Raw genomic sequence first — 14,449 nt, 5'->3', positions numbered from 1 at the left:
TGCCTATACTATCGATTACAGCATAACTGGTATTAGATGTTTCGTGAAACATGGGAGGGATATGGATGACAACAAATGAAATGACAAAAAAATCTAGAAATATTATACTGGCGCTATTATTTTTAGGATGGTCGTTGGGGAATTTAGATCGTTACATTATGAACTACGCAGTTGTAGCAATTACAGGGGATTTAAGCTTAGATGCGTCTTCTACAGGAATTATTTTAAGCGCTTTCTTTTTAGGCTATGCGATTATGCAAATTCCTGGTGGTTGGTTAGCAGATAAATTTGGTGCGAAACGAATTTTATTAATAGCTGTCATTATGTGGTCCATCTTTACGGGCTTAACTGCTATAGCATGGTCTTTAGCAGCAATGATTGTTATTCGATTTTTATTCGGAATTGGTGAAGGTGGATTCCAGCCAGCTAGCTCTAAAATCATTGCAACTGTTTTCCCTAAAGAAGAAAGAGGGAGAGCAATGTCGATTATGCTTACCTCTGGAGGCATTGTATCGTTAATCGTTCCACTTCTTTCTGCTTATTTATTAGGAACAATTGGCTGGCGTATGATGTTCATTATTATCGGCTTAATAGGGGCATTTATCGCCTTTCTGTACTGGAAATACATTAAACTTCCACAAGAGCAAACTGTATCAACAGGTAGTGTTGAAGATGGGAAAGTTACTACTAAAGTTAGCTTTAAGGAGCTATTTAAAACGCCACTTATGTGGAATTTAATTATTGCTTATTTTTGTATTTACGCAGTGAACTGGGGATTAGTATCATGGATTCCAACTTATCTTCAAAAAAATCGTGGACTTGATTTGATGTCGATTGGTTGGGCACAAACAATTCCAGCGATTACAACAATTATTGGTGTTTATGGTAGTGGTTTTATTATTGATAAGCTACCACGTGGAATGGACAAAATTTTAGGTTCCATTTCTTGTGCAGTTATTGGAATTTTATTGTATTTAATGTTTACAGCAGAATCTGTGACATTATTTATTGGCTATCAAACTGTTGTGTCGATATTTATTGCATTTGTTATTACATTACTACCTGCCATTGTCTTAAAAAAATTACCATCATCTATTACAGGTTCGGCAATGGGGGTTGCCAATACTGGCGGTCAATTAGCCGGATTTGTAACACCAATGGCTATCGGCTTTATGGTTGATGCGTTTGACGGTTCTTTTGACGCAGCCTTTTGGATGCTAATAGGATTTGCAGGCATTTGTATTATTTCACTACTAACGTTAAATGATCAAAAAGGAAAACTATTGAATTTATAAACGTCATTGGAGGAGAAAATATGAGTATTCATGAAAAAATATCTTCGTTAATTGAAGCAAAAAGTGAAGCTAGTGTAGCATTGAGCAATGCGATTTGGGCGGTGCCTGAACTGCACTTTCAAGAGAAAAAATCTGTTCAGTATATGAAAGCTGCATTAGAAAAAGAGGGCTTTGCGACAGAAGTTGGCGTTGCTGGGCTTGAAACGGCACTCGTAGCAACATTCGGTTCTGGAAAGCCTGTTATTGCATTTCTAGGTGAATATGATGCACTCCCAGGCTTGAGTCAAAAGGGTGGGGCTACACATTATGAGCCACTAGAGAATGGTGGAAGTGGTCATGGTTGTGGACATAACTTATTAGGAACAGGTGCATTTGCTGCTGCTGTTGCGGTGAAGGATTACTTAGAGCAAAATAATCAATCAGCGACGATTCGATTTTATGGTTGTCCAGCAGAGGAAAATGGTTCAGGTAAAGCTTATATGGCGAAGGCTGGTATTTTCGATGATGTCGATATTGCGATATCTTGGCACCCTGGTACTTTTTCATCGGTCATGACTTGTAGCTCTCTAGCAAACTATGCAGTAACTTTTAAGTTTACGGGGAAAAGTGCACATGCTGCCGCTGCACCACATCTTGGCAGAAGTGCGTTAGATGCTGTTGAGCTCATGAATGTTGGGGTAAACTATTTACGCGAACACATTATTCCAGAGGCGCGCTTGCATTATGCGGTTACAGATTCGGGCGGAACATCTCCGAATGTTGTCCAACCATATGCGGAAGTAACTTATTTAGTAAGAGCACCTAAAAAACAACAAGTACAAGAGATTTATCAACGTGTTGAAAATATTGCGAAAGGTGCAACGTTGATGACGGGAACTTCGGTGGAGATTGCCTTTGAGGGAGCTGCATCCAATCTTATTCCAAACAAAACACTGTATGACGCAATGCAGAAACAAATACTTGAAATTGGTATGCCAACTTATACAATAGAAGATGAGCAGCATGCGCAAGCTATTTTTAATACGTTTAGCCCTGAAATTCAAGCATCATCATTAGTTGGTCTAAAAAAAGAAGATGCGATGCAGTTAAAAGATAAAGTCATTGCAGATCACATCCCAAGTGTCCTACCAGAATTTATCATGGGCGGATCAACAGATGTAGGAGATGTTAGCTGGATTGTTCCAACTGTTCAATGTACAACTGTTTGTATGGCACTAGGTACACCGCTTCATACTTGGCAGGTTGTATCACAGGGCGTCATGCCGATTGCACACAAAGGAATGCTACAGGCTGCCAACATTATGGCTTGCACAGCAGTTGAATTAATAAATAATCCTGTGCTTATTGCAGAAGCTAAAAAAGAATGGAAGGAACGCCTAGATGGGGAAATGTATGTTTCATTAATCCCAGAAGGAACAAATCCTCCAAAGCGTTAAATAGAAAATAGAGTCTTCGTAGATTTACTATGAAGGCTCTGTTTTTCCCTAGTTAGGGAAAAGATGATAGCCTTCATCTAAGAGAGGAGAATAGCAAAATGCTTACAAATCATACAAACAACAAATATGATAATCCGCATCAACTTCTTGTAGCTGAGTGGGTGAAGGAGTTTCGACCATTTGCACAAGAAGGTAATTGTGCAAGCTATATTCCAGCATTAGCTCAAAAAGATCCTCATCATTTGGCCATTTCGATTATTGGACCAAATAATGACGAAATTAATGGAGGGGATACAACTGAACTTTTTACCCTTCAAAGTGTTTCGAAAGTTGTAACGTTTATTTTAGCGTGTATGGACCGAGGATTATCTTATGTTTTAGAGCGAGTAGATGTTGAGCCTACTGGTGATACCTTCAATTCAATTATTCGCCTTGAAAGTCATCAACCTGGAAAACCGTTTAATCCGATGATTAATGCAGGAGCCATTACAGTTTCCTCGATGCTTGCTGGTAATTCCCCACAAGAGAAAGTTTCAAAAATCCTCTATTTTTTAGAGAAAATTGTTGGGAAGAAATTAAAGGTGAATGAAGAGGTTTTTCAATCTGAATGGCACACCGCCAATCGCAATCGGTCATTAGCGTATTATTTAATGGATTCAGGCTTTTTAGATTGCCCTGTAGAAGAGGCATTGGAAGTGTACTTGAAGCAATGTGCAATTGAAGTAAATGTTTCAGATTTAGCGATGATCGGTCTAGTTATCGCCAATGATGGCTATCATCCGCTATTACAAACACAGCTGTTTCCAAAGCAAGTGGCAAAACTAGCAAAGGCATTGATGGTGACGTGTGGTATGTATAATGCCTCAGGTAAATTCGCTGCATTTATTGGTTTACCCGCTAAAAGTGGTGTCTCGGGCGCCATTGTTGCGGCAGTTCCAAGTCACGCAAGCTTAGGTTCACCTTTCCCTGCTGGTTGTGGTATTGGCATATATGGACCTGCTATCGACGAAATCGGAAATAGTGTCGCCGGAGTAAAATTACTAAAACATGTTGCGACAGAGTGGAACATGAATATTTTTTAATAAGGTAAACAAATAGCGTAGATAAGCACAGAGGCTTACCTACGCTTGCTTATTAATTTATAAATTATTAATAGGGTGATGAATAAAATGAGTGTAATAATAGGGTAGTTCTCATATGGTAACGAATGAAGTGAGGTAAGAAGAGCAAATATAGAATGCTTATTATTGCAAGCATAGCCCTAGTAATTAGGAAATTATCAAATTTATAAAACATAAAGTCTGTGTATTCAACTAGATTTGGCTTTCTCCTTGCCTACTTAGGAAAGAGGACATTAAGCTATGATATCTTTTCTACGGAATCATTCGAATTATTGAAAAAGAGGAGATATAAACCAAACGTAATAGTGATAATTCCTGTTATGATGATTAAATTTACCACATCATTATATATCATAGGTATTAATAAACATGTAACAATAGCGAAGGACGAAACTGTATTTATAACAGAAGTCACTTTACCGATATGTTGAAAATCATAAAAATAATAAATCATTTTTCCATAAACTGTACCTGACATGCCAATTAATAAAAATGTTAAAGCAAAGAGTACGGTTTTTATGGCTATGCTATCAGTGAAAGCTATCAGTGTAATAGCAGCGCCAGAAATCAGATAATCTATTATGAAAAAGTTTTTAAAAGGCATTTTAATATGGTTTGAGAGAAATACCCCAACAAGCTCTGATCCTCTCTGGATAGCTAAAAGGACACCTAGATATTCAACGCCAATATTTAGTATTACTAGATAAGCACCAACAATACGCATAACCATAGTTGTAAGGCCGCTTAAGATACCTTCCATTACGACTATTCGTGATGGCGTTTTTTCTCGCCAAAAATATTTAAAAGCAAACAAAATATTATTTTTAAAATTAGGTTTGTCTTGAATTTGATTGTTATTATATACATTATTTTTTACGTGAATTTTCAAAAATAATGCTATACATAAGAAGAAAGTAAACATGTCAAGAATAAGTATACTAATGACAGATATATATATCAGAATTATTGATGATAAGAAATTTGATATTATATCAACTGTATTATTCGTAATATTCATGACATAAACAGATTTTTCAATATCTGTTTTTTTGTATCGTAGTATTTCAGGAATAAGACTGGATTGAACTGGATAAATCAATGTATTTGCAAATGAAAATATAAAATGGCATATGAAAATTAATAGGATATCTAATCTAAAGTATACCGTGAATAATATGCCTGTTATAGATAATAATTGTACAATTTCAAAAGTGATTAATAGGTTTTTTTTATTTCTACAGTTATCTATTAAAGTTCCAAAGGCAAAGTTAATTAAGGAGGGGAAAAAAGCGATTAATCCGAAGAGTGCCAAACCATCTGCACCTAAATTGTATATAGAGATAGTTATATAGGCTAATACAACAGTATATAAACTATCTCCGAAATTTGTTATCACTCTACCGGAAATTAAGTAAAGAAAATTTTTATTTTTTCTTAAGGTCATATTTATATACATTCCAATTAAATAAATCAATTTGAATTGCCTCTGGTTTATAATTTAGTTGTGTAATAACGCTGAAAGCTTGATAAGAAATTAATCCTGCAGCCATATAAGTTACCGGTGCTATAACACTTGTCGATAATGTAGTGTTTTCCAAAAGTTGTTCTCTTGGAGCACCTTGCTCTCCATACAATTCGGAGCTTGTTATCGTTAAATTTGGATTCATACAAAATGTGTTGATAACTGTAGAAGCATATGAACCTGAAATAAAAGGTTTATTAAACTCTATTGATAAATCATCAAACCATAAGTCAATTTCGTGTTTTGGCGTATCTGCACAACATAGAGAAATATCAAAGCTATATTTTTGGAAAATATCCTTAAGGTCATTTTTTGTAGCTAAATATTTATTTATTTTATTCACATTTATTTTTGAATCTATTTTTTTTATATATTTTTCAACTATGTCTACTTTATTTTTTCCTATGTCTTCTTTGAAATATGTACCCTGTCTAGTTAAATTTGTTTCATCTATTCTATCATTATCAATGATAGTGAATTTTTGAATACCAAGTCTAGCTAAGATTTCGCATACATTGGCACCAATCCCACCTAAACCAACGATTAAAACATGTGCATTGTTTAATTTTCTTTGATAAATTGAAGGGTCTGTATTATTTGAAATATCCATCCATTCGAAGAAATTAATGTTGCGTGAATATTTATATTGATTATCATATTCATTTATAGTAAGTAGACCTAAATCTTTTAGAACCTTAATTTGATTATTAAATTCTTCTTTGCTTATTGTTAATTGTTCACGCTCCTTCTCGCCATTTAGTACTTTTAAAATATCAATATTTAGTTCACTTTTTTCTATTGACCTCTCTATTCCATCTTGACCAAAACCGAAGATTATTTTTTCGCCTACAATTAAAGGTTGTAAAGTTTTTTTAATTTTTAATAGAGTCATCGAAATATTCCTCCGTTCTAGAATGAAAACAAAACAGAAAGAATATAAATCCTTCCTGCTTTGCTTTATTGGAATCAAATTACTATATTAACAATTTAGGTCTGTATAAATTGTTAATATTAGCGGTCTCCATTACGAAATGCTGGTAGCATAAAAAATCACCCCCAACCAATTTCTTAGTGACATTATAAAAAAATAACTAAAAATTTTCAATATAAAAATAAATGAAATTACACTGTTTTTTCTTCCTATTAATTAGTCTAAAAAGGAAGTTACTTTTTTGATTAATAATATGTTTACATTGGAAACATTAGGTATGCGAGAGGGGGGCCTGTTGTTGAAAAGATTTTATTTGTTATCACAATTATCGACTGTCATCTAGAACGCATAACGCTAGTTTAGCATTAAAAAGGAGATACAAAGTTAAATGTACAGTCAATAAGAGAATGGGGTACGGCTGAGATAGCAATATCAGTTGTACAGCTAAACATTGTAGTGTTGGATAATTGGAGAAAGGTAGGCAGTCAGTGTAATCAACTATATAATGAAAAACAAGACGCAATGCTTAATGATTGCGTCTTTGCTGTGGATTTGTCACAAATGATGATAGAAACAGTGTAGTTTATTGTTGACGATTTTTGCGTTTGTATAGAAGGAAAAGTCCGATAAACCAGATAGGTGTTAGTAAAAGAGCCGTTCTTGTTTCTTCGGAAATCAACATAACAACTAATAAAAACGCGAAGAATGCAAGTATTAAATAGTTCACAAACGGTGTTAATGGAGCTTTGAAAATCGATGCTTCATGTAAGGCACGATTTTTACGTTTATAAATGATATGAGAGATTAAAATAATACTCCATACCCAAATGAAACAGATTGCACTAATAGTTGTCACGACGCTAAAGGCGTTTTCAGGCATTAGCTTACTAAGTAAGGCCCCCACTGATACAACGATTGCAGAGATGATAAGTGCATTACTTGGTACACTGTTTTTATTTAGCTTTGCAAATGAAGCGGATGCTTGTTTATTGCGACCAAGATTATACAACATACGACTTGTCGAAAATAAACCACTATTGCCTGCTGATGCGGCAGATGTCAGTACTACAAAATTAATAATACCAGCTGCAATAGGTATGCCAGCTAATGTAAATACTTGTACGAAGGGACTGCTTGTTCCAGACATTTCATACCAAGGGTTGATGCATAAAATGATTACTAATGCCCCAACATAAAATAATAAAATTCGTAGTGGAATTTTGTTAATCGCAGAGGGGATATTTTTTTTTGGATCTGCGGTTTCTGCAGCAGAAACACCGACTAATTCAACCCCAACAAAAGCGAAGACAACCATTTGGAATGCCATCAGGAAACCGTATATGCCATTGGGGAAGAGCCCACCATGTGCCCAAAGGTTTTCCACTGATACTGTTCCAGAGCTTGTTTGGAATCCAGTGAATAGCATGAATAATCCGATAATTATAAGTGCAACGATTGTTACAACTTTAATGAGAGCAAACCAAAATTCGAGTTCCCCAAATAGTTTTACAGTCAATAAGTTTAAAAATAATAAAAGTACTAGACAGCCAATTGCAGGTACCCATTGTGGGATATCAAACCAATATTGTGTGTAGACACCGACGGCAATAATATCAGCCATTGCGGTCATAACCCAGCAAAACCAATAGGTCCAGCCAGTGACGTAACCTGCCCAAGAGCCAATGTACTCTGTAGCGAAATCTGTGAATGAAGTATAGCCAGCGTTCGATAATAATAGTTCCCCAAGCGCCCGCATAACGAAAAATAAGGCGGTTCCGACAATAAGATAAGCCAATATAATAGAAGGTCCTGCTAAAGCAATTGCTTTACCTGCTCCTAAAAATAAACCGGTACCAATAGTTCCACCAATCGCAATAAGTTGCACATGGCGATTTTTTAAATCACGTTTTAATTGTTGCTGTTCCACGTTCATTCCCCCATAAGATGCGTAGAAGCTGTGACTGGAAAATAAAAAGAGACTAGTAGCGACACTAGTCTCGTAAACGTCAGAATAACAATTACCATGTTCGAAAGTTTGGTTAGTTAAAAATAAATTTAACATTCGTATGGTATAGCTTTCGTGATGAAAGTTTATATTACTCCTCTGTCCTTTTGCCTGAGATAGTGAACCCTTCGGCGACGCAAATTGCGCTCTCTCCAGAAATGCTCCTGCTATAGTTTGATCCATAGCATTCATAGCTTTAATCTATACATTATTTTAAGATATTATTTATCCTATCAATGCCTAGCAAATAATTCAAGGGTAAATTTCAGTTGTTTTCAGCAAGAAAAGAAGAATTCGGTTCATGCTGATATATTTATTACGAAAAATAGTTATTTTAGACATATTGTTTTTCTTGCAATGGGAGATGGCTTACAACAAAGTAGGAGAGTAGAATTAGAACAAATATGGAGGCTGTGGAAAATTCACTTTTACGACAAAAAAAGCTTTTTAATAAATGGGCTCGACAATACTTCGGAGCAGTTTGACATTTTACTGTCCACTGTATGAGGAAGAATAAGTTAAATTCAAACGAAATGGTTAGTCGTTAGACAACTACTATTATATAGAAGAAACTCTGAATTTTAGCAAAAAGAATCCATTACCAAAGCAGTTGGAATGGATTCTTTTGCGCGAAAATAAGCATTGGTGTCGATTTTTCGAAATACATGCTTTACTGTGAAAAGTACTATTTGAAATAGTCGCTTTTGCCTTATTAAGTTCGCTTTAATTGTTATTTTTTTGTTTTAATTTTACCAGTCCAATTACGGAATCCGCCATCAAGCTGATAGATTTGATTGTAACCACGTTTTTTTAGGTAAAGAGCAGCACGCGCGCTACGGCCTGTATTTTGACAGTATAAGTATACTGGTAAATCTGGGCGGATTTCTTTATGACGTTGACGTAATGCTGTAGAAGGAACGTTACGAGCTCCAAGAATATGACCTGCATCAAATTCTTTTTGTTCACGCACATCGATTAACTGTGCTTTACGGTAGCCTTCAATAAATTGTTCTTGTGTTAAGTTGGTTACGGCTTTTTTTAGACGCATTGCATTAATACCGATATATGCAATTAGAACTACTAAAATAACGCCAATTGTGATAAGTATATCCAATTTCTTCTTACCCCTTTCTATCTTCTTTATTATTATAAAAGATGCGCTAGCGATAGTCCAATGAGTTTGATAAAATTAACTAGATTGTGGCTAGAAATGATCTATAAATGTAGGAGATGACGTAATGACAACTTGGTATTTTCTAAATTCAGGAAAATGTAGTCCTTCTTTTAATATGGCACTAGATGAGGCATTGCTTGATTGGCATAGTGAGGGTTTAATTCCTCCAGTTATTCGATTTTATGAGTGGGAGCCAGCAACTTTGTCGATTGGTTATTTTCAACAAGCGAAAAGAGATATTAATTTAGAAGCATTACGTGAACAAGGAATAGGTTTTGTTCGTCGACCAACAGGCGGTCGAGCAGTATTACATGAACATGAATTGACATATAGCGTGATTGTTACTGAAAGCTATCCAAATATGCCTGAATCAGTGACTGAAGCGTATCGCGTATTAAGTGAAGGTATATTACAAGGCTTTCATAATTTAGGGATGGATGCTTATTTTAGCGTACCTGACACGGAAGAAAAAAAGGCAGATTTGAAACAGCCAAAAAGTGCCGTATGCTTTGATGCACCAAGTTGGTATGAGCTTGTTGTAGAAGGCAAAAAAATAGCAGGTAGTGCACAAACACGTCAAAAAGGTGTTATTTTACAGCATGGTGCGATTTTACTTGATCTAGACGAAGAGAAATTATTATCTGTATTTAATTTTTCTAGTGATGAGGCAAAAGAGCGTATGCGCAAAAAACTACCAGAGAAGGCAGTTGCTATTAATAGCCTTGTTAATGATCCTGTTTCTATCGAACAATGTGTAACTGCATTTCGAGATGGCTTTGCAAAATCGTTGCAAATTGAATTAAAACCATTTACACTTTCTGAGGAGCAATTAAAATATGTGCGCGATTTAGAAGAAAAAAAATACGCACATGATGATTGGAACTTTAAAAAGTAAAATATGGTATAAGAAAAATATTTTTTCATCGTTTAAACCTTGTAATGGCAAGCAGTAACCAATCTACTTGAAATTGCAAGAGTTGAATTAAAAATCTATATATAGTATCTTTTTAAAAGAAACATACACAATATGTAGTGTTTACCGACACATGATATTGTGTATTTATTATTGTAAGGCTTAAAATAAGGGAGGCAAAACGATGGTACTCACAAATCATCAACCCGATGTAAACAAACAAATTGAACAGTTAAACAAAGATATTGAGCAATTCCCACAGGTTCACCCTGTTACGCCCGATATGCACATAACGCATAAAGGTGTATCAAGACTTGTGATGATCGATCGCTACTCGTTTAAGGATACGGAAAAGAAAACGCTAAAAGCTGGTGATTTCGTCGTATTAACAGTTAAGGCAGATCCAAAATTCCCTGCACGTGGTTTAGGAACAATACAACATATCGATATGTCTACAAAAACAGCAGACATTTTGATTGAGGAAGACTACCGTAGCGCATTAGATGATCCAAAAGAGCAAGAAACAGGTGTGATTACACGTTCAATTGACGTGCTAGAAAAGCCTCTTGAAATATTTTATGAACAAATCGCAAAACGAAATGCAACAGGGCTTGCTTCAGTTGAAAAAACAGCTGAAAAACGCCAAGAGTGGTTTGAGAAATTTTATAAACAGCTTGTCTCATTGAAATTTGTACCAGCTGGCCGTGTCATTTATGGAGCAGGTTCTGAAACAGATGTAACCTTCTTTAACTGCTATGTAATGCCGTTTGTTGCGGATTCACGTGAAGGTATTAGTGATCACCGTAAGCAAGTAATGGAAATTATGAGCCGCGGTGGTGGTGTAGGAACGAATGGTTCAACACTTCGTCCACGCAATACGTTAGCACGTGGTGTTAATGGTAAATCTTCAGGTTCGGTTTCATGGCTAGATGACATTGCAAAACTGACTCACCTTGTCGAGCAAGGTGGATCCCGTTAACCAAAACGGCGGGATTAAAATCTCGTGAATTGCTGGAACACCCTTAGAGCTTTTCTTGCTACAACGTAAACTGTGAAGTTAAACGTGAATGCTTGAAAAAAGAAAAGATTGGGCAATCAGCAGCGAAGCATCTGTGGAAATGCAGATGAACGTTCAACGACTATTGAACCTTCCTAAACTTTTAAGCCACTTAGGAGGTGGAAGCATGGAAGAAGTAAATCGTAATGTACGGAGACGTCCTTACGAGGCGCGAGACAAAGAACGATTGATTAAAGAGATTATTGAGTTACATGAGCATGGAATGAGCCAAGTAGATATTGCGAAAACACTTCGTATAGGTAGAGGAACAATTCTTAGATGGAATAAAGAATTAGAACTTTTTAAACCAAGAACACCTGGTGAAGCTGGTAAGCTGAAAAATAAGAAATATCGTTATAATGAAAACTACTTTAAACAAGTTGATACAGCGAATAAGGCTTATTTAGTAGGTTACATTACAGGTGATGGAACGATTTTTGACCGCAGAAAATCAAAACGCCTTGTGTTATCACTCGCAGAGCAAGATCGACAACTACTTGAAGATATCGCTAAAGAATTATGTATGTTGGACGCAATTAAATTCCGACCACGCACAGCGCCAAATGAACAAAATAAATACGCTTTACCAATCAATTCAACAGAAATGTGTAATGATTTAATTAAATTAGGAATTACACCACGAAAAACAGGTTTTGAACGTTGGATTAATTTTGGAAGAGAAGATTTACAGTGGGCGTATTTAAGAGGTTTTTTTGATGCAGATGGTCATATATCAAATCGTGGAAGACTCGGGTTTACAGGAAATAGTCATATGCTCCTGTCATTGCTACAATTTCTTCATAATAATCAACTGGCTTTATCTGTCCACAAACTTTATCCGAAACAAGGTTGCGTAGACTTATATATTACTCGAAAAGATGATGTGAAAAAGATTGCTCAACAGTTATATAAGTATGGCTCCATTCAACTCAATCGCAAATATGAAAAAATCAAATCCTTCTTTGATGATATAGTCTGATCTTATGTGAAAGCATAAGAATGTGGCAGAAATGACCGCATCGCAAAAGTATTTTAAAATACTTTTATGTAACAAAAAGCGTGGGGCACAAATGATTATGCTGGCAGATTGGCATCCTGATATCGTGGAATTTATTATTTCAAAAATGCAAAATCCGCGTATTCTACGATACCTAATGGAAAATACAGCAGATGAGACGATTATTCGTCTAGCAAAAGAAAAATTAAACTTTAAGCCACTTTCAATGCAAGAAGAAGCAATGTATCAAGGCATTGTTAATTATAAAGGTATCGAGGGATTAGGCGGATTCGACAATGGGATTATCCGTGAAGCAGAAAATAAATTACGTGACGGTGGTACGTACACAGTTCATAACTCTGAGTTTTTAACAGGTGCTAATATCTCTGTAACGTTAACAAAAGAATTTATGGAAGCTGTTGAAGCAGATGCTGACTTTGAGCTTCGTTTCCCAGCAATTGAAGAATATTCAAAAGAAGAAATGGCTATATACAATAGTGAATGGCATAAAGTTGGAGACGTACGTGAATGGGAGAAGATGGGCTACAAAGTTCGAACATATCGTACGATTAAAGCAAAAGAGCTTTGGAATTTAATCAACGTATGTGCAACATACTCTGCAGAGCCAGGTATTTTCTTTATCGACAATGCCAACGATATGACAAACGCTAAAGCTTATGGTCAAAGCGTTGTTGCGACAAACCCATGTGGGGAACAACCACTTGCACCATATTCAGTTTGTAACTTAGCAGCTGTCAACTTAGCACAGTTTGCAAATAAAGAAAACCAGACAGTTGATTATGAAGCATTACGTGAAACGGTCCGTGTTGGTGTTCGTATGCAGGACAATGTAATCGATGCAACACCCTACTTCCTAGAAGAAAACCGTGTACAAGCTCTTGGTGAGCGCCGTGTTGGTTTAGGGGTAATGGGCTTAGCGGATTTACTTATTTATTGTGAAAAAGAATATGGCTCAGAAGCGGGTAATGAACTTGTAGATGAAATCTTTAAAACAATTGCAGAAACAGCATATGAGGCTTCAACAGAGCTAGCAAAAGAACGTGGCAGCTTCCCGTTCTTAGTAGGAGCGACAGAGGAAGAAACAGCACGTTTACGCAAAGCATTTACGGAAACAGGCTTCATGCAAAAAATGCCTGCACACATTAAAGAACAAATTTTAGAAACAGGTATTCGTAATTCGCATCTACTAACTGTTGCGCCAACAGGTTCTACAGGAACAATGGTAGGCGTAGCAACGGGTCTAGAACCGTACTTCTCATTTACTTATTACCGTTCTGGCCGTTTAGGTAAATTTATTGAAGTAAAAGCGGAAATCGTTCAGGAATACTTAGACCGTCATCCAGAAGCTACAGAAGATAAACTGCCTGAATGGTTTGTGACTGCAATGGAATTAAAACCAGAAGCGCATGCAGATGTGCAATGTATCATTCAAAAATGGATTGACTCGTCGATCTCGAAAACGGTGAATGCACCAAAAGGCTATACAGTTGAACAAGTAGAAAAAGTATACGAGCGCCTATATAAAGGTGGCGCTAAAGGTGGTACGGTCTATGTTGATGGTAGCCGTGATTCACAAGTTCTTACACTAAAAGCAGAAGAAAATGATATGGATCAGTTATCATTTGAAGAAGAATTAGTAGAAGAGCACACAAAACGTCCAGTCGTATTAGTTGATACGATTCAAGCGCTTGAATCTACAACTGTTATTGGCTCGGATGTAGGGAACACATGCCCAGTATGTCGTAAAGGAACAGTCGAAGAAATGGGTGGCTGTAACACATGTACAAACTGTGGTGCACAATTAAAATGTGGTTTGTAAATTGAATTGATATAAAGTTGATATAAATCATCTCACCTCTAAAGATTATTAGAGGTAAGATGATTTTTTTGTTGGCTATTAACGTTACTATTAATGTTAATATTATGAATAATTTACCTTAAACTAGCAAACTAGGTTTCTTCAAAATAATGGGGGGA

General features: G+C 36.0%; 9 protein-coding genes, 2 pseudogenes and 1 riboswitch. Of the genes and pseudogenes, 7 read left to right on the top strand and 4 right to left on the bottom strand.

The annotated features are described in order from the left end of the window. The first annotated feature begins 65 nt into the window (after positions 1 to 65). The 3 genes from ACIQXW_RS10130 to ACIQXW_RS10120 all read left to right on the top strand — a co-directional run bounded on the left by ACIQXW_RS10130 (position 66) and on the right by ACIQXW_RS10120 (position 3,813). Positions 66 to 1,295, top strand: coding sequence for an MFS transporter (locus ACIQXW_RS10130; protein WP_340823824.1), 1,230 nt, complete (start codon positions 66 to 68; stop codon positions 1,293 to 1,295). Positions 1,296 to 1,315: 20 nt separating this feature from the next. After that, a complete protein-coding gene (locus ACIQXW_RS10125) occupies positions 1,316 to 2,731 on the top strand; it encodes a M20 family metallopeptidase (protein WP_401017513.1) in 1,416 nt (471 codons plus the stop codon). A 98-nt stretch (positions 2,732 to 2,829) separates the two neighbouring features. Then, positions 2,830 to 3,813: a glutaminase gene (locus ACIQXW_RS10120; protein ID WP_402761670.1), complete on the top strand. Its 984-nt coding sequence runs from the start codon at positions 2,830 to 2,832 to the stop codon at positions 3,811 to 3,813. Between the two features lie 277 nt (positions 3,814 to 4,090). Here ACIQXW_RS10120 and ACIQXW_RS10115 read toward each other — a convergent pair whose 3' ends face one another. The 4 genes from ACIQXW_RS10115 to ACIQXW_RS10100 form a co-directional block, all read right to left on the bottom strand. Continuing rightward, positions 4,091 to 5,326 carry an MFS transporter gene (locus tag ACIQXW_RS10115; RefSeq protein WP_402761667.1) on the bottom strand — a complete coding sequence of 412 codons (1,236 nt, stop codon included), beginning with the start codon at positions 5,324 to 5,326 and terminating at the stop codon, positions 4,091 to 4,093. Beyond that, complete coding sequence (locus ACIQXW_RS10110; RefSeq protein ID WP_402761664.1) at positions 5,277 to 6,266, bottom strand: ThiF family adenylyltransferase; 990 nt, start codon at positions 6,264 to 6,266, stop codon at positions 5,277 to 5,279. The genes ACIQXW_RS10115 and ACIQXW_RS10110 overlap by 50 nt, the downstream gene beginning before the upstream one ends. Before the next feature lie 622 nt (positions 6,267 to 6,888). Beyond that, positions 6,889 to 8,232: an amino acid permease gene (locus ACIQXW_RS10105; RefSeq protein ID WP_402761661.1), complete on the bottom strand. Its 1,344-nt coding sequence runs from the start codon at positions 8,230 to 8,232 to the stop codon at positions 6,889 to 6,891. A gap of 167 nt (positions 8,233 to 8,399) precedes the next feature. Continuing rightward, positions 8,400 to 8,476: riboswitch (glycine riboswitch) on the bottom strand. A 564-nt stretch (positions 8,477 to 9,040) separates the two neighbouring features. Beyond that, positions 9,041 to 9,424: a rhodanese-like domain-containing protein gene (locus ACIQXW_RS10100; RefSeq protein WP_340823831.1), complete on the bottom strand. Its 384-nt coding sequence runs from the start codon at positions 9,422 to 9,424 to the stop codon at positions 9,041 to 9,043. 124 nt (positions 9,425 to 9,548) lie between these two features. Here ACIQXW_RS10100 and ACIQXW_RS10095 point away from each other — a divergent pair, with 124 nt between their 5' ends. The 4 genes and pseudogenes from ACIQXW_RS10095 to ACIQXW_RS10080 form a co-directional block, all read left to right on the top strand. Further along, positions 9,549 to 10,379, top strand: coding sequence for a lipoate--protein ligase family protein (locus tag ACIQXW_RS10095; RefSeq protein WP_401017506.1), 831 nt, complete (start codon positions 9,549 to 9,551; stop codon positions 10,377 to 10,379). 202 nt (positions 10,380 to 10,581) lie between these two features. Further along, positions 10,582 to 11,373 (top strand): annotated as a pseudogene (locus ACIQXW_RS10090) (ribonucleotide reductase N-terminal alpha domain-containing protein); the annotation flags it as partial. 208 nt (positions 11,374 to 11,581) lie between these two features. Next, positions 11,582 to 12,433 (top strand): LAGLIDADG family homing endonuclease, encoded by an 852-nt coding sequence (locus ACIQXW_RS10085; RefSeq protein WP_402761657.1) that lies wholly within the window; start codon positions 11,582 to 11,584, stop codon positions 12,431 to 12,433. A gap of 76 nt (positions 12,434 to 12,509) precedes the next feature. Then, positions 12,510 to 14,291 (top strand): annotated as a pseudogene (locus ACIQXW_RS10080) (vitamin B12-dependent ribonucleotide reductase); the annotation flags it as partial. Between the last annotated feature and the right edge of the window lie 158 nt (positions 14,292 to 14,449).

It is taken from the genome of Lysinibacillus sp. NPDC097162, from assembly GCF_044762185.1.
Taxonomy (GTDB): domain Bacteria; phylum Bacillota; class Bacilli; order Bacillales_A; family Planococcaceae; genus Lysinibacillus.
The sequence above is the reverse complement of the archived record's forward strand: the minus strand, read 5'-3'. Positions and strand labels throughout refer to the sequence as shown.

Coding starts and splice junctions, on each gene's coding strand:
- ACIQXW_RS10085 (WP_402761657.1), top strand. CDS start 11,582: ATGGAAGAAGTAAATCGTAATGTACGGAGACGTCCTTACGAGGCGCGA.
- ACIQXW_RS10130 (WP_340823824.1), top strand. CDS start 66: ATGACAACAAATGAAATGACAAAAAAATCTAGAAATATTATACTGGCG.
- ACIQXW_RS10120 (WP_402761670.1), top strand. CDS start 2,830: ATGCTTACAAATCATACAAACAACAAATATGATAATCCGCATCAACTT.
- ACIQXW_RS10095 (WP_401017506.1), top strand. CDS start 9,549: ATGACAACTTGGTATTTTCTAAATTCAGGAAAATGTAGTCCTTCTTTT.
- ACIQXW_RS10125 (WP_401017513.1), top strand. CDS start 1,316: ATGAGTATTCATGAAAAAATATCTTCGTTAATTGAAGCAAAAAGTGAA.
- ACIQXW_RS10110 (WP_402761664.1), bottom strand. CDS start 6,266: ATGACTCTATTAAAAATTAAAAAAACTTTACAACCTTTAATTGTAGGC.